The organism is Herbaspirillum sp. WKF16, assembly GCF_028993615.1.
Lineage (GTDB): Bacteria > Pseudomonadota > Gammaproteobacteria > Burkholderiales > Burkholderiaceae_D > Herbaspirillum.
In genome coordinates this window covers 2,474,657-2,493,370 of record NZ_CP118632.1, presented here as the reverse complement: position 1 = coordinate 2,493,370, position 18,714 = coordinate 2,474,657, and the positions used below count along the sequence as shown (strand labels likewise).

Here is an 18,714-nt window from a genome sequence, read left to right as displayed (position 1 = left end):
GGGTGGGCGCGGGATTGCGCAAGGTCTTGGCCCGCCTTGGACGCGAACCGCTCAATGCACCTGCAAGCGCAGATGTTGCTGGCGCCCGGACGCGCAACGTTCTGGGCCGCAGACGCGTTCATGATGAAAAAAAGCCGTGCCCCGCGTGATGGCGGGCACGGCTTTTTGCAAGGCTCCGGAGACTTACGACTGCTTCAGCGCAGGCTGCGAGCCTTTGCCCAGCGCCAGGTTGGCAATGACCGCCACCACGATGTTCATGGCCAGCGCGATCAGGCCGGTGTACATGGTGTAGGAGTCGCCGCCCACCACGAAGGTGTGCACCGGCTTGATGCCGTCGGCGAAGGCCATCCAGCTGCCGCCGACGATGCCCACGGCCCAGCCGCACAGCAGGGCGCGCGCGCCGAACCAGCCGACGAACAGGCCGAACACCAGCGCCGGGAAGGTCTGCAGGATCCACACGCCGCCCAGGAGCTGCAGGTCCAGCGCGAACTTGGTCGGCAGGAACAGGATGAACACCAGCGCGCCGAACTTGACCACCAGCGAGACGATCTTGGCGACCTTGGCTTCACCCTCGGCATTGATGCCGGGGTTGATGTAAGGCTTCCAGAAGTTGCGGGTGAACAGGTTGGAGGCGCCGATCGACATCACCGCCGCCGGCACCAGCGCGCCGATGGCGATCGCGGCGAAGGCGAAGCCTGCGAACCAGCCCGGGAACAGGCCGTTGAACAGCGCCGGCACCACGTCGTTGTTGGTCTGCACCTTGATGCCAGCGGCATAGGCCATGTAGCCCAAGAGCGCGATCAGTCCCAGCAGCACGGTATAGGCCGGCAGGAACACGGCGTTCTTGCGGATCGTGTTGGCATCCTTGGCGGCGAAGATGCCGGTCAGGGTGTGCGGGTACATGAAGGCCGCCATGGCCGAGCCCAGCGCCAGGGTCGCGAACGGCAGGAACTGCGTCGGCTTCAGGGTCAGGCCGGTGGCGCCGCCCTTGAGGGCAAAGGCGTCGCGCGCCGAGCTGAACACCGCGCCGTAGCCGCCCAGCTTGGCCGGCACCACGATCACCGCCACCAGCACCACGATGTAGATCATGATGTCCTTGACGAAGGCGATCAGCGCGGGAGCGCGCAGGCCGGCCGAGTAGGTGTACAAGGCCAGGATCACGAAGGCGGCCAGCAACGGCAGTTCGCCGGTCAGGCCCAGCGCCTTGATCACCACTTCCATGCCGATCAGCTGCAGGGCGATGTAGGGCATGGTCGCGACCACGCCGGTCAGCGCGATGGCGAACTCCAGCGGACGCGACTTGTAGCGGCCCCAGACGACGTCGGCGGCGGTCACGTGGCCGGCCTTGTGCGCGGCATGCCACAGCTTGGGCATGATCACGAACACGATCGGGTAGACCAGGATGGTGTAGGGCAGGGCGAAGAAGCCATAGGCGCCGACCGCATAGACCAGCGCCGGCACCGCGATGACGGTATAGGCGGTGTAGAAGTCGCCGCCGACCAGGAACCAGGTGATCCAGGTGCCGAAGTTGCGGCCGCCCAGGCCCCATTCATCGAGGTGGGCGCCCTTGTTCTTGGGGCCGGCCATCCATTTGGAGGCCCAGAAGCCCATGATGGTGACCAGCGCGAAGAAGAAGATGAAGACCCAGAGGGCCGACCAGTGAATGTTGTTGGTCTCCATTTACTCGACTCCTTTCTTCAGGCCGTCGCGGTAGACGATCCAGATGATCAGGGAGGTCAGCGGCACCCACAGCAGCTGGTACCAGTAGAAGAAGGGGAAACCGAGCAGCTCGGGCGTTTCGGTGTTGTAGAACGGGACCCAGAGCAAGGCAATGAAGGGCAGCAGCAGCAGGGCTTTCAGATAGCTCCGCTCCCCTTTTCCGGACGAAATGTCGGTGGACATCAGATCTCCTATGTCGTTATGAAAAATGGATAGGTGGCCTGGAGTACATCCGCGACATGGCGTGCGACGGGTTTTGCGGGGATGTCTCCGGATATAAACAATTGCGGTCCATATCGTTTCTTGGGCATTTTTTTATGTGCCGTAGTATTCGCAACTCCACGCTGCCGGACAAGCGGGGGATCACTTAGCGCGCCTACGTAGGAACACGTAGATGGCCGTGCGCGATCCGGCATAAAATCGCGGGCAAACTAACGGGACAATGCGTGGGGACGCGCGTCGGGAGAGGGCGCAGCGACTTGTCCGCCCGAGGAGATATTGCTGCAATGAAACTAAGACACAAGATCATTTTCTATGCCGCCACGCCGCTGCTGATCTCGTTCGCCGTGATCGCCGTCGTCGTCTGGCACCAGACCATCCAGCTCGGCGAACAGCAGCGCCAGTCCATCGAGCAGGCCTACAAGAGCAGCAAGGATGCGGAGCTGCGCCACTACGTCGACCTGGCCGAGCATTCCATCGCGCACCTCTACGCACGCGCCGACACCGAGAACGCCAAGCGCGAAGCCCTGAAGATCCTGGCGCAGCTCGATTACGGCGACGACGGCTATTTCTTCGCCTACGATTTCGATGCCAATACGCTGGTGCATCCGCGCCAGCCCGAGCTGCTCGGGAAAAACATGTGGGATTGGGAGAACGTGGACGGCACCAAGACCATCCGGATCCTCATCGACCGCGCCCGCAACGGCGGCGGGTACGAGCGCTACCTGTGGAGCAAGCCATCCAGCAGCACGGTTGCGCCGAAGCTGGCCTATGTGATCGCACTGCCCAAGTGGGGCTGGATCATGGGCACCGGCATCTATCTCGACGACGTGGACGCCGCACTGGCCAAGATCGACGAGCAGGTTTCCGGACACAATCGCGACACCATGCGCATGATCGGCATCATCGCGCTGCTCGCCGTGGCGGCCGTCGCCAGTCTCGGCCTGCTGTTCAATCTCAGCGAACAGCGCGTGGCCGACGTCAAGCTGCGGGAACTGGCCCAGCGCGTCGTGCTATCGCAGGAGGAAGAGCGGGCGCGCGTGGCGCGCGACCTGCACGACGGCATCAGCCAGCACCTGGTGTCCATCAAACTGCAGACCGAGGCCGCCATCATCCGCCTGGAAGCGCCGCAGCAGGCCGAGGCCGCGCGCCAGGCGTTCGAGCATACCGTGCAGCAGATGAACCGCCTGCTGGGCGAGATCCGGCATATCTCGCATGACCTGCGGCCGGCCATCCTCGACGACCTGGGCCTGGGCAGCGCGCTGCAGTTCCTGTGCGACGAATGGGGCGCGCATGGCAAAATGCAGGTCGATTTCAGCTGCAGGACACCGGAAAATCCATCGTCCGCCATGATCAACACCGTCATGTTCAGGGTGGCACAGGAGGCCTTGAACAACACCTGGCGCCACGCGCAAGCCACCGCGGTATCGCTTGAGCTGGCCCAGGAGCATGGCTGGCTGGTGCTGGTGATCCGCGACAATGGCGCCGGCTTCGACACCGGACAGATCGCCAAGCATCCCAAGCAAGGGATAGGCTTGCGCAACATGGCCGAGCGGCTGGGCGCCGTCGGCGGCAGCTTTTCCCTGTCATCCGGCCCGGACGGAACGACGGTAACCGCGCGGGTTTCGCTGTCGGCAAAGGAGATATCGCATGCTTGAGGGAACGGCAACCAAAAACATCATGATCGTCGACGACCATCCGATGATCAGGGATGGCTTGCGCGCGCGCCTGGAGAGCATGTCCGGGGTGCGCGTCGCCGCCGAGGCCGGCAATGCGGCCGAGGCCCTGCAGCACGCCGTGCGCCAGCCGATCGACCTGGTGCTGATGGACATCAACCTCAACGGCGTAAGCGGCATCGAACTCACCGGAAAATTCCAGGCCGACTTCCCCGGCATTGCGGTTCTGATCCTCAGCATGCACAACAAGGCCGAATACGTCCTGCAATCGATCCGCGCCGGCGCCCGGGGCTACGTGCTGAAGGACGCGCCGGGCAGCGACATCGTGCGCGCCATCGAGGCGGTGCTCAACGGCGGCATCTACTACAGCGCCGCGCTGATGCCCATCATCGCGCAGCCGCGGATCAAGGAAGAATCGCTGACCGCGCGCGAACGCCAGGTGCTGGAGCAGATCGCCAGAGGCGCATCGAACAAGAGCATCGCCGATACGCTGGACCTGAGCGTGCGCACCGTCGAGACCCATTGCCTGAACATCAAGCGCAAGCTGAATATCGAGGGCCGGACCGAATTGATCAAATTCGCCCTGGAAAACCTGATGATGGGCGGCGGGTGATAACAGGGGCGTGAACGATGATCTGGGGGAGGGCTTGATCAGGCGAGACTCTGTGGGGAGCAAAGTCCGGTGAGGCGCCGGCGACCAAATGTTATTTTTTGCGCATGGTTTCTTTTAGCCATTGATTGAATCCGTCTGCACGGACATAGTCAACTTTGTTTGGGGTGGAGGGGAGAACGCCAACTAGAACACCAAGAGATACCAGGCTTCCATATTGTTCATACTGTTCATACACGGCCGGCCCGCCACTATCCCCCTTAGCTGTTCTTTTTGCTCCGTTTTCTGGAAATATTCCGCAAATATGGGCCTGCTGCTCACAGCGATCCAGTGTCAAATCGTCTAGTTTCTGAAGGTCATTCGCGCCGCGGATATCGGTTGACCGCACAAGCCCCCAGCCGACGGCCGTAAATCGCGTTCCTGGAGCTGGCGGATATCCCTGGCGCAGCGGAATGCTAACTACCGAATTCGAAGTGATTTTCTCATTCAATTTGATGAGGGCCACATCTAGCTTGTCTGTGTTGAAAAAAACCTGATTGCTGGAAAAATCCTTCCCCTCCGTCATATTGCGGCCGGTTCTAACTACGAAGGGCGCATCTTTCGGTCTTATTGTTCCGTCAAGACAGTGCTTTGCGGTTAGCACCCAATAATCACCGACGATCTGTCCGGTACAAAATACCCTTTTATCTCTCGTATCGCGAAGCGCGACAACAAAGGAATACTCCCCCTTCATTACCGGCTTACCGCCAATGATTCCCAAATTAGGTTTCATTGCCGGACTGTCTTGTGCAGCTGAATGGGGCGAGCAGATGAGAGCCATAGGTAAAAATGCTGCGGCCGTTCTGCTCATGCAGATCGTACTCAAACTCTTCAAACGACCTGGATGCCGATTGCTCATAATGGCGTTCCGGTAAACAACGCCGTGTTAATAAAACGCCACTCCTGATGTTCTTTCGACTGCCACTTTGACGGCTTTACCGGCTGTCCGAGAAGTAAATTCCCCGCCGCAGGATCCTCGGCATACATGACTCTGTCATTGGAATGGTTATTAATCGTAACCCATCCATTGCCCACGTGATTCAATCCCATCAGATACTCCACATGCGCTGCTTGGAATACTGTTAATTTAATTCCCGCGTCATCGCCAAAGTGGGCCACCAAATTAGTTTTCTGATGCTGTAAGAACAGTCCGGAGAAATTGTCACCTCCTGGCACAGGGGCAACCAGCCAGGTGTTGTCGCCCTGATCATTCGTCGGATCAAACTCAGTTATCTTGCACGTTCCAGACTTCTTGTCAGCTGCGATTTCTGCACCAAGGCAGTACCAGCGCCCTATAACTGATGCGTCTGCATCGTGTCGCACAATAATGATGTATGTCCCAGCGTACATTGTGATCCCCTCACGTAATTTTCACGATTGCTCATAAAGCTATTAGTGCAATATGCGCATCCCCAACGTTTCAAATCAATCCACCCACCGCTGCCAGATTTCTTTGACTAACTCAACAGACTATTCCTCGGATCCTTTTGGCCCCTTAAAAATAATAGTTGAACTTTGCCAACCGGCTTGACCGCGTGTCTCACTTCTTGATTTATTTTTCAGACGTAGCGGGCTTCCGTGCGAATTGACGAGCAAGAAGCGGAGTGCCCCGGGCGTGAGCGGATCGCATACTGCGCTCATTCACTCACGGAGCAAGGAACCCATGAATATCCCCCACGTCGTCGCAGAACCCAGCATCCTGTATCTCGGAACCCCCGTCGCCCTGGTCGGCACCGTCAACGAAGATGGCACGCATAACCTCGCGCCGATATCGTCGGTGTTCTGGCTTGGCTGGAGAGGCGTGCTGGGCATCGCCTCCGCGTCGCAGACTGCGCGCAACTTGCTGCGCACCGGCGAATGCGTGCTCAATCTCCCGTCCGTCAACGAGGTGAGCGCGGTCGACCGCATCGCGCGCACTACCGGTACGTATCCCGTTTCTGAATTCAGGAAGGCGATGGGCTACGTCCATGAGCCCGACAAGTTCGGCCGCGCCGGAATGACAAGGGTGAGCTCCGAGACGGTCGGGGCGGCGCGCGCGCTCGAATGCCCGATCCAGCTCGAAGCGGTCCTGGCGGCGGCGCACGGCATCGCCGACGACAATGAGGCGCTGCGCGGCGCCATCAGCCTGATCGAAGTGCGCATCCAGCGCGTCCACGTCCATCCCGACCTGCTCATGGCCGGTCACGCCAATCGCATCGATCCGGACAAGTGGTCGCCGCTGATCATGAGTTTCCAGAAGTTCTATGGGCTGAGCGGCCAAGTGCATCCGTCCAGGCTGGCCGACATACCGGAAGAGGCGTATCGGGTTCTCGCCGAAATCTCTTGAAAAGCTGGGGCCAGCCGGAGAGGGGAATCAGCGTCCCAGCAGCACCCGCCCGCCCATTGCGATCAGAAAGACGCCCATGGCAGTTTCCACGAACGCCTTCAGCCTGCCATAGACCGAACCCGCCAGCCGGTGTGAAAACAGCAGCGCCAGGCCGCAATACCAGAGGGCCGAAATGAACAGCGCCAGCAGGACGATGGCGGCGTCGAACCAGAGCGGCGCGTCGAGCGGCACCATCACGGAGAAAATGCTGCCGTAGAAGCTGATGGATTTGGGATTGGTCATGCTGACGACAAAGGCCTTCCCGAAAGCCGATGCGCCGCTCGGATGAACGGCCGCAGCCCCGTTTCCAATCGGCCGGCGCGCCGTCGCGATCATCTTCAGGCCAAGCCACAGCAGATAGGCGCCGCCGGCCACTCTCACCACGGTGTGCACGGCCGGCGCATGGCTGATCAGCACGTTGACGCCGCCGATGGCCAGCAGCGCCCATGTCGCCGACGCCAGCGAGAACCCCAGCCCGGTGAGGAGGCCGGCGCGCCTGGAGACGCTCATTGCGGTCGATTGCGTATTTCAGTGGTCTTGGACACCCAGTTCGGCGACGTGGACGCTTGTAGTTCGGACGACTTGGACAGCCCAAAAACCAAAAGGCTACACAACGAAAATGACCTATCGGATCGAGGCAGTTTTTGAGGCCAGGTTTTACACGGTAAGATGTCTGCTACCGGTCGAGGCTGTGTAAAAACAGAGCCTCGGCCCCAAGCGGACACTGGAGGATTCATGAATTTTTCCAATTGTGAGAGACCAACGGATTTGCCAAATTGCAACAATGTCTATGGTCTAGTCGTAATGGATGGACCACTTGCGGAGTTGGGCAATCGCCTGAGTTCTTTCCGTGATGGTATGGAGATTTCTCACAAGAAATCACAGTTTGATGGTGCCGAAAGTTTTCGCATGGGCAACGTCGACTGCGAATTCACATGCTCTCTTTATAGAGGGAACGAGTATCTGCTGAACGGCGGAGTGGCAGGCGACAATGACTATGTGTCATTGTTTGCCAAGCACCTCCAAGAACAGCTTACTCAATGGGGATACGCAAGTACGTTCGATGTGCTCGACACGCATAGAAAGCGGATTGCCTGGTTCGGAAAACCTTTAGATTAGAGCTGACATTGGCCAAGAGCAGACCTCCGACGCTTTGTTCTGTCCAACTGGCCGTCACGCTATCCAGTTGTTTCCGAATTGGGCATCCAGCTCAAACCGAGCTGGGTGTCCACGAGCGTCCGAAATACGCAGTCGATGTCACCAGGGCGAAATTCGGGCCGGGGCTGGCCACGCTGAGCAGGAGCACGCCGGCGATCAGGGACAGTTGGAGGAAGTCGGACATGAGGCGGGGGATGAACGTAAATGAAGCCCTCAATGTATCAGAGCGCGGCATGCATGTTCAGCAGGTCGCTGTTGGCCCATGAAACGATCTTGCATCTTGCGCATGCAAAGAAACCGGGGAAAGTTGCCAATCCAAACATTTCAATCCAGCAAGCTATCTCGTATAACTATGTCCCGTACACGCAGTCGCAGTTAGCCAGGCAGGGACAGCGGCCAGAAAAATAAATTACTTATTTTCATGAAGACAAGTTTGTTATTGATTCATCCCACACTCCCTGAACGCAAGCTTCGCCATGGTTTCAACTGGGGGGCGCTGTTATTGAGCACCTTGTGGGCTTTCTCGGAAGGGCTGATCCCGCAAGCCGGCCGGCTGTTTGCATTGGATATGGGCATCAAGCTGCTTTGCACATTTGATTCGCAGCTCACGTGGGCCCTGGCTTTTCTGTTGACGCTGGGGAAGGCGATCTACTGCGGCAGACGCGGCAATGGATGGCTCTCGAAGAAATGGATGTCGCAGGGATATCATCCGGGCTAACGGGCATTGCACTGGCATGCGCCATCTTCAGCCAACCAGGCATGGATAAATGATCGTCAGCAAGAAAATAATAAATGCAGCATTGGCCCTTTCGCTCACGGCCTTGCTTTGCGGCTGCGGCCGTTATGAGCAGCTTGCGCTCTATCAGCCCAGCATATCGGCGCAGGAGCGTACGGGCCTTGGCAACTACCGTGCGGAAAACCGCTATATGAGCGTGGAGCCCGCGCCCGGTGTTCATATGCAGTTTGCCGCCGAGGGTGGGGTAACCCAGGCGCCCAGATTGCAACTGACGATATACCTGGATCAGGGATCATCATTGCGTTGGACCTCGGACCAAGCCTCGATCTCGGATCTTCAGGGTGAGCGCCGCTACAACGTGGATCTCGGAAAGTGGAGATTCTTCAATGTTTGCGACTTGGTTCCCCAGCGCACCTGTTCGTTCCCCGACGCCGGACTGGTGGATGGCCCCGTCGAGACGGCAACTTTCGAGTCCGACGGAGACGGAAAACGACGAACAGTGCGGATCCGGTTATTGGCGGAGCCGACCATTCGCATTCGCGGCGCCCGTCGTATGGACACCACCGGAATCACTTTCGGGAAGGAGCGCTGGCTGTCCGTGAATGTGCCGCTCACCATCAGCGAGCCTCACGAGGAGCTAAGGGAAAGCATCCTGACGCTCCCGCCGCTAGAAATCAACCAGCAGGCTGTGGCGATCCCCTCCATTTTCATACGGCAAGAGCGGCAGTCGGTCTATTCGCCGCTGCTGTTCTTCTGAAGTTGAAGATTCCGCGCCGACGACGCCCTGAATGAAAAAGCCCGCATCGGCGGGCTTTTTGCATGTCCTTGTGGCAATCCTCATTTTTGTCGGCGGCGGCAAATCCGCTCGCGGCCGGAGAACCTGGTGCTGCCGATATCGATGCCGGCGCCGTAACGTTCAGAGCGTCTCCTCGCTGCGCTGCCTGGCTTCTTCCCGCGCATCCTCCATCAGGCGCCGGGTATCCACTTTCTCCCGGAGATATGCCGCGTGCGCCTTGGCGCTGAGGGGGGCGGTGGTCATCAAGTCCTTCAGGTCTGCCGTGTTTTCGTCATGTCGCTGGTGCATAACTACTCCTGATTCGAAAGGGGTATCGCTTTGTACCACGGATCAGCCTGCGGGGTGGTGATTCGTTCCGGCCAAGGCCAGGCCGGGAGGCGCTGTTGGCAAGATGTCATCGCCGGCCGGCGTCGCGCGGCGCGATGAAAAACAGCCCGGTGATCCGGGCTGTTTTCGATCCTGCATGCCGGCATCACGGTCGCCGCAATCAGCTGCCGCCGCCGGCATGCGCCTCTTCAAAGAAGTAATCCTTCCACGAAGCGGGGCGGTGCTTGATCGCGCCCACGTCGGCCAGGAAGGAGGCCAGCTTGAAGGTGTTCTGCGGCTGCAGCGTGTATTGCACGTCCGGCAGCGAGATGATCTCCTGCACGAAGGCCACCGGCAGCTTGGAGTTCTCCAGCCTCACGTAGGCCGCCGCGGCTTCGGCCTTGTGGCCCTGCACGTAGCTCAGCGCCTCGGCCAGCGCGCGGCGCAGGGCGGTGAAGGTCTTGGGGTTTTCCTTCTGCCAGCGCTCCGGCGCCCACAGGATGTTGAGCGTGGCCGGACCGCCCAGGATCTCGTAGGACGTGGTGATCTTGCGGATAGCAGGATCCTTCAGCTCCTGGAACTGGAACGGCGGGCTGGCGAAGTGCGAGTTCACTTCGGTCTTGCCGGAGAGCAGGGCGGCCGCAGCCTCGCTGTGCGGCAGGCTCACGGTCAGCTCGTCGAAGTGGGTGAACTTGTCGCGGCCGTACTTGGCCGCCGCCGCGATCTGCAACAGGCGGGCGTGCAGCGAGATGGTGGTGGCGGGCAGGGCGATGCGGTCGCCCGGGCCGAAGTCGGCCAGCGTCTTCACCGCCGGGTTGCGGGTGAGCAGGTAGGTCGGCAGCGAGCCCAGCGCGGCGATGGCCTTGATGTTCTGCTTGCCGTAGGTGCGGTCCCACACGGTGAGCAGCGGGGGCAGGCCGGTCGAGGCCACGTCCAGCGTGTTGGAGAGGATGGCGTCGTTGATCGCCGCGCCGCCCGAGAGCTGCTTCCATTCCACGTTGGCCTGCACGCCTTCCTGGGCGGCGTATTTCTCGATCAGCTTCTGGTCGCGCACCACGTGCAGCAGGATGTCGCCCACGTCGTATTGGTAGGCGATGCGCAGCTGCCCCTCGGCATGGGCCACGCCGCTGACCAGCAGTGCGGCAGCCGCGGCCAGGCCGGCGAGCCTGGCGGTCCAGCCTCGGGATTTCTTTTTCTGATGATGGAACCGGACTTTCGCCTGCATGGATGAACCCTCCCGTATTGAAATGAGGGGCTATCGTAGGTGGCCGGGGAGGGAATACCAAAGAATGATTTCACACTTGCTTAGTCGGTTTGGACGTAACGACGCGACCGGCGGTGCCTTGTGGCGGAAAGCCGCTGCCGCTCCCCGACAAACGCCCACGCATGCGGGCGTTTTTTCACGCGCCAATTCCGTCGGCCAGGCGCGCGATGCGTTCGCCGGCCGTTGCCACGCGCGCCGACAGGATCTCCAGGCAAGCGGCAAAACCGGCGCTCAGCGCGGCGCAGCGCCGCATCCTGTCGATGAAATCCTGCGCCATCGGCAAGGCTTGCCGCCAGGCGGCGGCCGATACCTCGTTGCCGATGGTCAGGGGCAGCTCGCGCAGCGGCAGGTCGCCTCCGGAGGTGGGCGCGAAAGCCATGCAGGTCATGTCATAGGCCGGGGCGACCTGGCACGGCAGGCCGTGTTCCGCGATGAACGACAGGTTGCCGCCGTGCATGTCGGTGTTGGCGATCAGCGTGCCGAAGGCCCACAACAGCTCCATCTGCGCCACCGCCTGGCGTTCGACCACGCCTTCGCGGGCCAGCGCGCGCACCACCTGGGGCCAGTTGCCGGCATTGCCGGCGAACTCGGCATCCAGCGCGTGCAGCGAGAACAGGGCGCGGCGCCCCAGCGCGCCTTCGCGGTCGAAGCGCGACACCTCCAGGAACCGCTGGGCGCCGTGGTCCAGCACGGAGGAACGGGCCGCGGCCACTCCGTGCGCATGCAGCACCTCCAGGGCCAGGTGCTCGGCCATCAGCAGATCGCGCCAGCGCTGGCTGACGGAACTGTCGTTGAATGCCGTGAACTTGACGATGACGTGGCGCGCTCCGGCTTCGCCTTGCGCATAGGCCGTGAACTTGGGTTGCTCGCCGCCGGCCGAGGAGCCGTGATGCTCACCGCGGGCCGCCGCGGCCGCCAGCGCCGCATACGACTGGGCCCGGCCGTCGCGGGCAATGGCCCGCGGGGACGGGGCGTTGACGAAGCGGTCCCTGGCGGCGTCGCCCAGCAGCAGATTGCCGGGCAAGTCCTCACCCTGCAGCAGCAGCGCGCGCAGCACATGGCTGTCGCTCCAGTCGTCCAGCCGCGCGGGCAGGCCCAGGCCTGCGCCGTATTGCAGGTTGTAGGCGCGGCCGAGGTAGCCTTGCGGCCGCATGTCGAACAGCCACCAGGGCAGGCCGTCGCTATGCAGGCGCGCGCCATCCGTGCGCGCCAACACGAAGCCCTCCGGATGCACCGGGACGAGCGAACCCAGCGGTTCCAGCCGGCCTGCGGCCGAGACCCGGTATACCGTCGCCTGCAACTCCTGGCGACGGGCATCGCGCAGGGCATATTGAATAGATCTTGCGGCGCCGATGGCCAGCAGGTCGGCGCCGAGCGTGCGCAGCGCGCGCGACAGGGTCGGCTGGCTCACCTCCAGCTCCACCATGAGTTCGCGCGCGGTGGTTACCCCCCGTCTCAGGCAGGTTCGGGCGCGTTCTCCAAGTTCGGCGGCGGCGGTTGCCATGATTGATGGATTAAAAATGAATAGATAATTGAATGAATAATTTCATCCTATCACATCCGGATACGGCGCTCCGGGAAGGCTCCGGGTCGCCGGCTTGCCGGGGCGAACCAGCCTTTCCCGTATTCCCTGCGCCAGGATGCTGAATGCAAAAACGCTGCCGCGCGGCCATCCCGGCCGGCGCGGCAGCGCCCGTGCAAAGCTGCGGAACCTGCCCGGTGCTTAGTAGTGGATCACGGTCCGGATCGACTTGCCCTCGTGCATCAGGTCGAAGGCCTCGTTGATCGCATCCAGGTCGCGGGTGTGGGTGACGAAGGGCTTGAGCTTGATGTCGCCCTTCATCGCGTCTTCCACCATGCCCGGCAGCTGCGAGCGACCCTTCACCCCGCCGAAGGCGGTGCCCAGCCAGCGGCGGCCGGTGACCAGCTGGAACGGGCGGGTCGATATCTCCTGGCCGGCGCCGGCCACGCCGATGATCACCGACTGGCCCCAGCCGCGGTGGGCCGATTCCAGCGCCGCGCGCATCACGTTGACGTTGCCGATGCACTCGAAGGAGTGATCCACGCCCCAGCCGGTCATCTCGACGATGACTTGCTGGATCGGCTTCTCATGATCCTTGGGGTTGATGCAGTCGGTGGCGCCGAACTCGCGCGCCAGGTCGAACTTGGAGGGGTTGGTGTCCACCGCGATGATGCGGCCGGCCTTGGCCTGGCGCGCGCCCTGGATCACTGCCAGGCCGATGCCGCCCAAGCCGAACACGGCGACCGAGTCGCCTTCCTGCACCTTGGCCGTGTTGTGCACGGCGCCGATGCCGGTGGTCACGCCGCAGCCCAGCAGGCAGACGTGCTCATGGTTGGCCTCGGGATTGATCTTGGCCAGCGAGACCTCCGCCACCACGGTGTACTCGCTGAAGGTGGAACAGCCCATGTAGTGGTAGATCGGCTGGCCGTTGTAAGAAAAGCGGGTGGTGCCGTCCGGCATCACGCCTTTGCCCTGGGTGGCGCGCACCGAGGTGCACAGGTTGGTCTTGCCGGATTTGCAGAACAGGCATTCGCCGCACTCGGCGGTGTAGAGCGGGATCACGTGGTCGCCCGGCGCCACGCTGGTCACGCCTTCGCCCACTTCCACCACCACGCCGGCGCCTTCATGGCCCAGCACCACCGGGAACAGGCCTTCCGGATCGTCGCCCGAGAGGGTGAAGGCATCGGTATGGCACACGCCCGTATGGGTGATCTTGACCAGCACTTCGCCCTTCTTGGGCGGGGCGACGTCGATCTCGACGATCTGGAGGGGTTGGCCGGCGGCGAAGGCTACGGCTGCGCGAGATTTCATGGGGACTCCTTGAGGTGAAGGGGGAAGCGCCGCCGCCATGGCGGGGCGGCGCGGTGCAGTTGGTCTTATTTCAGGTACGAGCGCACCAGGCCCAGCAGGTCCTGGACGCGCGCGTCGTGTTCGTCGGCGTTGGCGGGCTGGCTGAAGTCTTCGCGGATGTGCGACTCCAGCACCTCCGACATCAGCCCGTTGATCGCCCCGCGGATGGCCGCGATCTGCTGCAGCACCGGGCCGCAGTCGGCGCCGGCCTCCAGCGCGCGCTCCAGCGCATCGCACTGGCCGCGCACCCGGCGCACCCGCGCCAGCACACGCTTCTTTTCTTCCGGTGAATGCGGCATAGCCGGGCTCCTTGCGTTCGAGGCCAGGCGCCGGGCTGGTGCCGGGCGCGAATTTCTGAAACCGATAATATACTAGGGTGGAGTATCTGGGTAAAGCCCTGGCTCGCTTCTGAAAACCAATAGAACATCACAATTCATTGTTTAAAAATCATAGTCTGACGCTATTTTGCAACGCAAATAAATGGAGGTAACGCATTTATTTGACAGCATTACCCTCAAATGAGAGTATCACTCTCATGAAATTGACTGGCAATCCCGGCGATGCCCATGGCCTGCGCGATAAACACAAGTCCCGTACTCGTGAAAACATCCTGCAGGCCGTAGCAAGCCGCCTGGAGAGCAGCGGTTTGGCGCAGTTGAGCTTCGCCGAGATCGCTCGCGAAGCCGATATCGGCGAAAGCACGATCTACCGCTATTTCGCCAACAAGGAAGCGCTGTTGGAGGCATTCTGGGCTTGGGCGCCCACTGCCATCAAGCGCGACCGTTTCCCTGAAAGCTTTGCCGAGCTGGCCGGCCGGCTGGTCGACGACTTCAAGTCCTTCGACAGCCGCGAACCGCTCATCCGCGGCATGCTTGCCTCGCCCGTCGGGCGAACTTCACGTATCAATGCCAGCGCCGAACGCCAGGGGGCCTTCCGCGCGCTGGTCACGCACGAAGTAGGGGAACTGCCCGAAGCCGAGTTGCTGCGCCTTGCAGCAGTGATCCAGCAACTGTACTCGGCGACCACCTGGGCCAATTTCAAAGACTACTGGGATATGGATGGTGAAGCCGCCGCGCGTGCAGCCATTGCGTCCATCGGTGCGCTCCTTGAGGAGGCGCGCCGAAAATCAAGCCCGCGCGGCACGTAGCCATCGCAGCCATGTCGGGCTGCAGGAGCAGCACATGATTTTCCACGCATCAATCCCGGCGCGCGACCCGCGCCATGTGGCCAGGGTTCTGGCCGAACTCTGGGGCGGTTTCGCCGCTCCCTTCCCATCGTTTCCCGGCGCATGGATGGCCGTTTCCGGCGACGACCGCGGCACCATCATCGAATGCTATCCGGGCGATCGCGTCATCGCTCCCGGCTTTGGCCAGGGCGCGTTCGACCTGATCGACGCCGATCACGCGCAATACAGCGGCTTCCACCTCGCCGTGGGCAGCTCGCTCGACGCCGAGCAGGTGCTGGCCCTCGGCCATCGCGAAGGCTGGCGCGCCGTGCGCGGCACCCGCGGGCAAAACTTCTTCGACGTCATCGAAGTGTGGATCGAAAACACCACGCTCATCGAGGTGCTGACGCAAGACATGCAGGCCCAATACCGGAGCTTCGCCACACCCGCGAACTTCCGGGCCTTGGGCGCCGCCGCCGCGGGCTGAGGATCCTTTTCCTTTTTCCGCCATCGCCGTTTTCAACTGCATCAACTCGTTTCACGCCCGCCGATGGCCCTGACCGGCCATCGCTCCCACCCGGAGCGCTCATGCCGTCCCCACACGGCCAGCGGCGGCGCGCGCGGCACCCCCACCGCGCCCAATCCGCTGCACAGGCCGTTGTTGGCCCAATAGCGCGTCGCTGCCCAGGCTGTTCTCGCCTGGCCCGGAGACCGATCCCGGTTGCTCCCACGCGACGCGCTCCGATGCCGCCCAGGCATCTTGTCCAGGCGTTTGCTCCACCACGGAAGAACGTCGCAGCGGGCAAGCCGAGCAACCCGGCGAAGCACTTGCTACCGGTAACGCAGCATGTCGTATCCCTCACGGGAGGACGGATATCGTCCACCGGCGCCGGGAGATTGCTTCTGCCGTCGCGCTGGCTCATCACGCGTACGACTTGCTGACTTTCTTGCGGCGCGGCGGTCTTCGTCGCCGTCGCACTGCCATGCGCGGCTTTCCGCTCACCGCTGGCAGCTTGCCGCCGTTCGCAACCCAAGATCCGGCCGCCACGGGTGCTGTCGCCAATGCGATTGCGCAGGGCGTTGTTCGTCCCGTCGCTTGAGGAGCGCTTCGAAGTCGGGGAGGGAAAGCTCGACATATCGCCAGCTCTCATCCCTTTTTCTGCCTTTGCAGGCACTCGGTAAGGTTCGTCGTACTACGTTTCGCCCCGCCATGTATTGCAGTGCACACAACCAGCACTGCCGGCTGCAGGAAATCACTTCAGCAGTTCTCAACGCGACGCGCAGATCGCAGTCGCTGTCATCTCCCACGACGACGCAATCACATGGCCACCCCGCATATCCGCGTGGATCCGTGCCCAAGGCAAGCCGCTTTTTCATCAATCATTTTCAGGAATCGACCAAGTTCACCATGAATGCTTCCGCACTCACTCCCATGCCTTCTCCTTTGAAGGAGGCAGCCGCCACCGGCCCGCGCGCCGGGGCACACAGCTCCTTCCTCGCTCTCCAGCTCAGTCCCTTCCACATGCATGCACCAACACGTTCACCCAATCTGCCCGCCGCACGGGCTGGCGCGAGACGGAGTACGTTCAAGCCGGGTGTGCTCTACGCCGCAATCGCTTGCGCATTCGCGCCGATGCTCGCGCAGGCTGAGGTGCTTTCGATGGGCGCCTTGCCGGGCAATGTAGTTCAGGTCCTCTCCTCGGCCTCGGTGGCGGGTCTCTCGGCCGACGGCAGCATTGCCGTTGGCAGCGTCAGGGACTCGACGGCCGGCAATGCCTATCGCGCATTCCGCTGGACCCAGTCGAGCGGCCTCGTGGCCATCGGCGCGCTCAACGGCGGCTTGTTCTCTTACGCCGAGGGTGTCTCGGCCAATGGCGCTGTCATCGCCGGCACCGCAGGCGATGGTGCGCTTGGCAATGCGAGTCGCGCGTATCGATGGACACAAGCCACCGGCATGCGGAGCCTCGGCGTGCTTAACGGCGGCAACGAATCCGCAGCCTATGACATCTCCGGGGACGGTGATGTCATCGTGGGCGTCGCCGATGACGGTGCGGAGTCCAATGCATTCCGCGCCTTCCGCTGGACGCAGGCCACGGGCATGCAGAGCCTGGGCACGATGAATAACGGCCTGTCCTCCTATGCGCGAGCCGTATCGCGGGATGGCACCACGGTCGTGGGCTTTGCCCACAATGGCACCAGCGGTAACGCAACGCGCGCGTTCCGCTGGACGCAGGCCGATGGCATGGAGAGCCTGGGGACCTTCGCCGGCGGCGCCTACTCCTACGCCAATGGCGTGTCGGGCGATGGCAGCGCGGTCGTAGGCTATTCCGCCTCGGCCGCCGGTGACCGGGCCTTCCGCTGGACGCAGGCAGGCGGCCTGAAGGACCTCGGCACCCTCAATAATGGCTCGAGCTCCACCGCCTACGGCATATCGACCGACGGCCTGGTGGTCGTCGGTTCCTCCAACGATGGCGCCGCCGGCAACGCCAATCGCGGCTTCCGCTGGACGCAAGCCACCGGCATGCAGAGCATCGCGCAATGGCTGGCGGAGGCGGGCGTCACCGTGGCCGCCGATTTCAAGCCGCAGATTGCCCATGCCACCAACGCCGACGGCTCCGTCGTCGCCGGCACCATGACCGACGGCGGCCCCTTCCTGGCCCGCTCATGGACGCCGGGCCCGGCAGCAGGCCCGGCGCCAAGCCCTGGCGCATCATTTGGCCAGAGCTCGGGTTCCGGCATCATCCGCCTGAATGACTACGTGCAAACACTGGGCCAACCGGCCGCCGCACGATCGCAAATGCTGGCCGACGCCAGCGTCATCATGCACGGCCTGCATGGCATCCCCATGCGCATGCAACTGCGCGAAGGCCAGCAGGGCGCCTGGGTGGCAGGCGAGTGGGGCCAGTTCACCAGGTCGGGCGCCAATGGCGACATCGGCGCGGGCGAGATCGGTTTTTCCCACGGCTTCTCTGACAACGTCACCATCCGCGCGGCCCTCGGCCGCACCCATACCCACCAGAACCTGCTGTATGGCGGCCGCGCCAGCATCCAGGGCACCTACCTCGCCCCGGAGATCATCGTCAAGGTGGCCAGCGCGCCCGACCTGCGCCTGAGCGCCAGCGGCTACTACAACTGGGGCAACGCCGACATCAAGCGCAACTACGTCAATGCCGGCAACGTCGTCGGTTCCAGCGGCACACCCGGCGCCAGCACCGCGGCCCTGCGCTTGCGAGTGGACTGGATCGACGCACTGGCGCAAGGCGGCCTGTCGCTCTCGCCCTATACCTCGCTGACCCACTACCGCACCAGCCTCAAGGCCTACACGGAGAGCGGCGGCGGCTTCCCCGTCGCCTGGAACGCCCGCGCCGAAAACGCCACCGAAGCTCGCCTCGGCGCAGACGCCACCTGGCGCGCCAACGACGGCCTGACCCTGCTCGGCCGCCTGGAAGGCGTGCGTCGCCTGAACCGTCAGGGCGGCGGCGTCTCCGGCACCTTGATCGGCCCCGGCGGCTTCAGCTTCGAGAACGCCGGCCAGGCCGGCAAGCAGAACTGGCTGCGCACCGGTCTGGGCCTCGACGCCAAGTTGGGCGCCGGCACCGCCTCGGCCATGTTGAACCTCTCCACCGACAGCGAAGGCCCCAAGCGCTGGGCCAGCGCCAGCTACCGCATCGAGTGGTGATGCGAGCCGGGCCGACCGACTGAACCGCGCCGCATGCAACGGCAGTCTCCCGCGGGAGCACCCAGAGTTCGGCGGCCGGTCCGGTCATTGATCGATTAAGGATTTTCAGG

General features: G+C 62.6%; 19 protein-coding genes. 9 read left to right on the top strand and 10 right to left on the bottom strand.

Annotated elements, in window-relative coordinates; all coding sequences use genetic code 11:
* Positions 1-183: 183 nt before the first annotated feature.
* Both mctP and Herbaro_RS11375 read right to left on the bottom strand, forming a co-directional pair.
* Positions 184-1,680, bottom strand: a complete 1,497-nt coding sequence (gene mctP / locus Herbaro_RS11380) for a monocarboxylate uptake permease MctP (RefSeq protein WP_275013935.1) — start codon at positions 1,678-1,680, stop codon at positions 184-186.
* Positions 1,681-1,902 carry a DUF3311 domain-containing protein gene (locus tag Herbaro_RS11375; RefSeq protein ID WP_446719322.1) on the bottom strand — a complete coding sequence of 74 codons (222 nt, stop codon included), beginning with the start codon at positions 1,900-1,902 and terminating at the stop codon, positions 1,681-1,683.
* 323 nt (positions 1,903-2,225) lie between these two features.
* Here Herbaro_RS11375 and Herbaro_RS11370 point away from each other — a divergent pair, with 323 nt between their 5' ends.
* On the top strand, positions 2,226-3,596 hold the full coding sequence (locus Herbaro_RS11370) for a cache domain-containing protein (RefSeq protein ID WP_275013934.1): 1,371 nt from the start codon (positions 2,226-2,228) through the stop codon (positions 3,594-3,596).
* Positions 3,589-4,227 (top strand): response regulator transcription factor, encoded by a 639-nt coding sequence (locus tag Herbaro_RS11365; protein WP_275013933.1) that lies wholly within the window; start codon positions 3,589-3,591, stop codon positions 4,225-4,227. The genes Herbaro_RS11370 and Herbaro_RS11365 overlap by 8 nt, the downstream gene beginning before the upstream one ends.
* 91 nt (positions 4,228-4,318) lie before the next feature.
* Here the strand turns inward: Herbaro_RS11365 and Herbaro_RS11360 are convergent, their stop codons facing one another.
* Entirely contained in the window at positions 4,319-5,074 is a 756-nt protein-coding gene (locus Herbaro_RS11360; RefSeq protein ID WP_275013932.1) for a S1 family peptidase, read from the bottom strand.
* Between the two features lie 44 nt (positions 5,075-5,118).
* Positions 5,119-5,613 (bottom strand): hypothetical protein, encoded by a 495-nt coding sequence (locus tag Herbaro_RS11355; protein ID WP_275013931.1) that lies wholly within the window; start codon positions 5,611-5,613, stop codon positions 5,119-5,121.
* A gap of 313 nt (positions 5,614-5,926) precedes the next feature.
* Between Herbaro_RS11355 and Herbaro_RS11350 the strand changes: the two genes are divergently transcribed.
* Entirely contained in the window at positions 5,927-6,589 is a 663-nt protein-coding gene (locus Herbaro_RS11350; RefSeq protein WP_275013930.1) for a flavin reductase family protein, read from the top strand.
* Between the two features lie 27 nt (positions 6,590-6,616).
* Here Herbaro_RS11350 and Herbaro_RS11345 read toward each other — a convergent pair whose 3' ends face one another.
* Entirely contained in the window at positions 6,617-7,138 is a 522-nt protein-coding gene (locus Herbaro_RS11345; protein WP_275013929.1) for a LysE family transporter, read from the bottom strand.
* A 225-nt stretch (positions 7,139-7,363) separates the two neighbouring features.
* Here Herbaro_RS11345 and Herbaro_RS11340 point away from each other — a divergent pair, with 225 nt between their 5' ends.
* The 3 genes from Herbaro_RS11340 (at position 7,364) to Herbaro_RS11330 (ending at position 9,279) form a co-directional block, all read left to right on the top strand.
* On the top strand, positions 7,364-7,747 hold the full coding sequence (locus Herbaro_RS11340; protein ID WP_275013928.1) for a hypothetical protein: 384 nt from the start codon (positions 7,364-7,366) through the stop codon (positions 7,745-7,747).
* Between the two features lie 460 nt (positions 7,748-8,207).
* Positions 8,208-8,504 (top strand): hypothetical protein, encoded by a 297-nt coding sequence (locus Herbaro_RS11335; RefSeq protein ID WP_275013927.1) that lies wholly within the window; start codon positions 8,208-8,210, stop codon positions 8,502-8,504.
* 49 nt (positions 8,505-8,553) lie between these two features.
* Positions 8,554-9,279, top strand: a complete 726-nt coding sequence (locus Herbaro_RS11330; RefSeq protein WP_275013926.1) for a hypothetical protein — start codon at positions 8,554-8,556, stop codon at positions 9,277-9,279.
* A gap of 159 nt (positions 9,280-9,438) precedes the next feature.
* Here Herbaro_RS11330 and Herbaro_RS11325 read toward each other — a convergent pair whose 3' ends face one another.
* From Herbaro_RS11325 to frmR, 5 genes are all read right to left on the bottom strand, one after another.
* Positions 9,439-9,606 carry a hypothetical protein gene (locus tag Herbaro_RS11325; protein WP_275013925.1) on the bottom strand — a complete coding sequence of 56 codons (168 nt, stop codon included), beginning with the start codon at positions 9,604-9,606 and terminating at the stop codon, positions 9,439-9,441.
* A 199-nt stretch (positions 9,607-9,805) separates the two neighbouring features.
* Positions 9,806-10,849 (bottom strand): ABC transporter substrate-binding protein, encoded by a 1,044-nt coding sequence (locus Herbaro_RS11320; RefSeq protein WP_275013924.1) that lies wholly within the window; start codon positions 10,847-10,849, stop codon positions 9,806-9,808.
* A 175-nt stretch (positions 10,850-11,024) separates the two neighbouring features.
* Positions 11,025-12,392 carry a type II toxin-antitoxin system HipA family toxin YjjJ gene (gene yjjJ / locus Herbaro_RS11315; protein WP_275013923.1) on the bottom strand — a complete coding sequence of 456 codons (1,368 nt, stop codon included), beginning with the start codon at positions 12,390-12,392 and terminating at the stop codon, positions 11,025-11,027.
* 219 nt (positions 12,393-12,611) lie between these two features.
* Positions 12,612-13,721, bottom strand: a complete 1,110-nt coding sequence (locus Herbaro_RS11310; RefSeq protein WP_275013922.1) for an S-(hydroxymethyl)glutathione dehydrogenase/class III alcohol dehydrogenase — start codon at positions 13,719-13,721, stop codon at positions 12,612-12,614.
* Between the two features lie 65 nt (positions 13,722-13,786).
* Positions 13,787-14,059, bottom strand: coding sequence for a formaldehyde-responsive transcriptional repressor FrmR (gene frmR, locus Herbaro_RS11305; protein WP_275013921.1), 273 nt, complete (start codon positions 14,057-14,059; stop codon positions 13,787-13,789).
* Positions 14,060-14,295: 236 nt separating this feature from the next.
* Here frmR and Herbaro_RS11300 point away from each other — a divergent pair, with 236 nt between their 5' ends.
* The 3 genes from Herbaro_RS11300 to Herbaro_RS11290 all read left to right on the top strand — a co-directional run bounded on the left by Herbaro_RS11300 (position 14,296) and on the right by Herbaro_RS11290 (position 18,604).
* Positions 14,296-14,907: a TetR/AcrR family transcriptional regulator gene (locus Herbaro_RS11300; RefSeq protein ID WP_275013920.1), complete on the top strand. Its 612-nt coding sequence runs from the start codon at positions 14,296-14,298 to the stop codon at positions 14,905-14,907.
* Between the two features lie 34 nt (positions 14,908-14,941).
* Positions 14,942-15,412: a hypothetical protein gene (locus tag Herbaro_RS11295; protein WP_275013919.1), complete on the top strand. Its 471-nt coding sequence runs from the start codon at positions 14,942-14,944 to the stop codon at positions 15,410-15,412.
* 1,146 nt (positions 15,413-16,558) lie between these two features.
* Positions 16,559-18,604 carry an autotransporter domain-containing protein gene (locus Herbaro_RS11290; RefSeq protein ID WP_275013918.1) on the top strand — a complete coding sequence of 682 codons (2,046 nt, stop codon included), beginning with the start codon at positions 16,559-16,561 and terminating at the stop codon, positions 18,602-18,604.
* Positions 18,605-18,714 lie beyond the last annotated feature (110 nt).

Coding starts and splice junctions, on each gene's coding strand:
- Herbaro_RS11370 (WP_275013934.1), top strand. CDS start 2,226: ATGAAACTAAGACACAAGATCATTTTCTATGCCGCCACGCCGCTGCTG.
- Herbaro_RS11310 (WP_275013922.1), bottom strand. CDS start 13,721: ATGAAATCTCGCGCAGCCGTAGCCTTCGCCGCCGGCCAACCCCTCCAG.
- Herbaro_RS11345 (WP_275013929.1), bottom strand. CDS start 7,138: ATGAGCGTCTCCAGGCGCGCCGGCCTCCTCACCGGGCTGGGGTTCTCG.
- frmR (WP_275013921.1), bottom strand. CDS start 14,059: ATGCCGCATTCACCGGAAGAAAAGAAGCGTGTGCTGGCGCGGGTGCGC.
- yjjJ (WP_275013923.1), bottom strand. CDS start 12,392: ATGGCAACCGCCGCCGCCGAACTTGGAGAACGCGCCCGAACCTGCCTG.
- mctP (WP_275013935.1), bottom strand. CDS start 1,680: ATGGAGACCAACAACATTCACTGGTCGGCCCTCTGGGTCTTCATCTTC.
- Herbaro_RS11300 (WP_275013920.1), top strand. CDS start 14,296: ATGAAATTGACTGGCAATCCCGGCGATGCCCATGGCCTGCGCGATAAA.
- Herbaro_RS11340 (WP_275013928.1), top strand. CDS start 7,364: ATGAATTTTTCCAATTGTGAGAGACCAACGGATTTGCCAAATTGCAAC.
- Herbaro_RS11290 (WP_275013918.1), top strand. CDS start 16,559: ATGCTCGCGCAGGCTGAGGTGCTTTCGATGGGCGCCTTGCCGGGCAAT.
- Herbaro_RS11325 (WP_275013925.1), bottom strand. CDS start 9,606: ATGCACCAGCGACATGACGAAAACACGGCAGACCTGAAGGACTTGATG.
- Herbaro_RS11320 (WP_275013924.1), bottom strand. CDS start 10,849: ATGCAGGCGAAAGTCCGGTTCCATCATCAGAAAAAGAAATCCCGAGGC.
- Herbaro_RS11360 (WP_275013932.1), bottom strand. CDS start 5,074: ATGAGCAGAACGGCCGCAGCATTTTTACCTATGGCTCTCATCTGCTCG.
- Herbaro_RS11330 (WP_275013926.1), top strand. CDS start 8,554: ATGATCGTCAGCAAGAAAATAATAAATGCAGCATTGGCCCTTTCGCTC.
- Herbaro_RS11355 (WP_275013931.1), bottom strand. CDS start 5,613: ATGTACGCTGGGACATACATCATTATTGTGCGACACGATGCAGACGCA.
- Herbaro_RS11335 (WP_275013927.1), top strand. CDS start 8,208: ATGAAGACAAGTTTGTTATTGATTCATCCCACACTCCCTGAACGCAAG.
- Herbaro_RS11350 (WP_275013930.1), top strand. CDS start 5,927: ATGAATATCCCCCACGTCGTCGCAGAACCCAGCATCCTGTATCTCGGA.
- Herbaro_RS11295 (WP_275013919.1), top strand. CDS start 14,942: ATGATTTTCCACGCATCAATCCCGGCGCGCGACCCGCGCCATGTGGCC.
- Herbaro_RS11375 (WP_446719322.1), bottom strand. CDS start 1,902: ATGTCCACCGACATTTCGTCCGGAAAAGGGGAGCGGAGCTATCTGAAA.
- Herbaro_RS11365 (WP_275013933.1), top strand. CDS start 3,589: ATGCTTGAGGGAACGGCAACCAAAAACATCATGATCGTCGACGACCAT.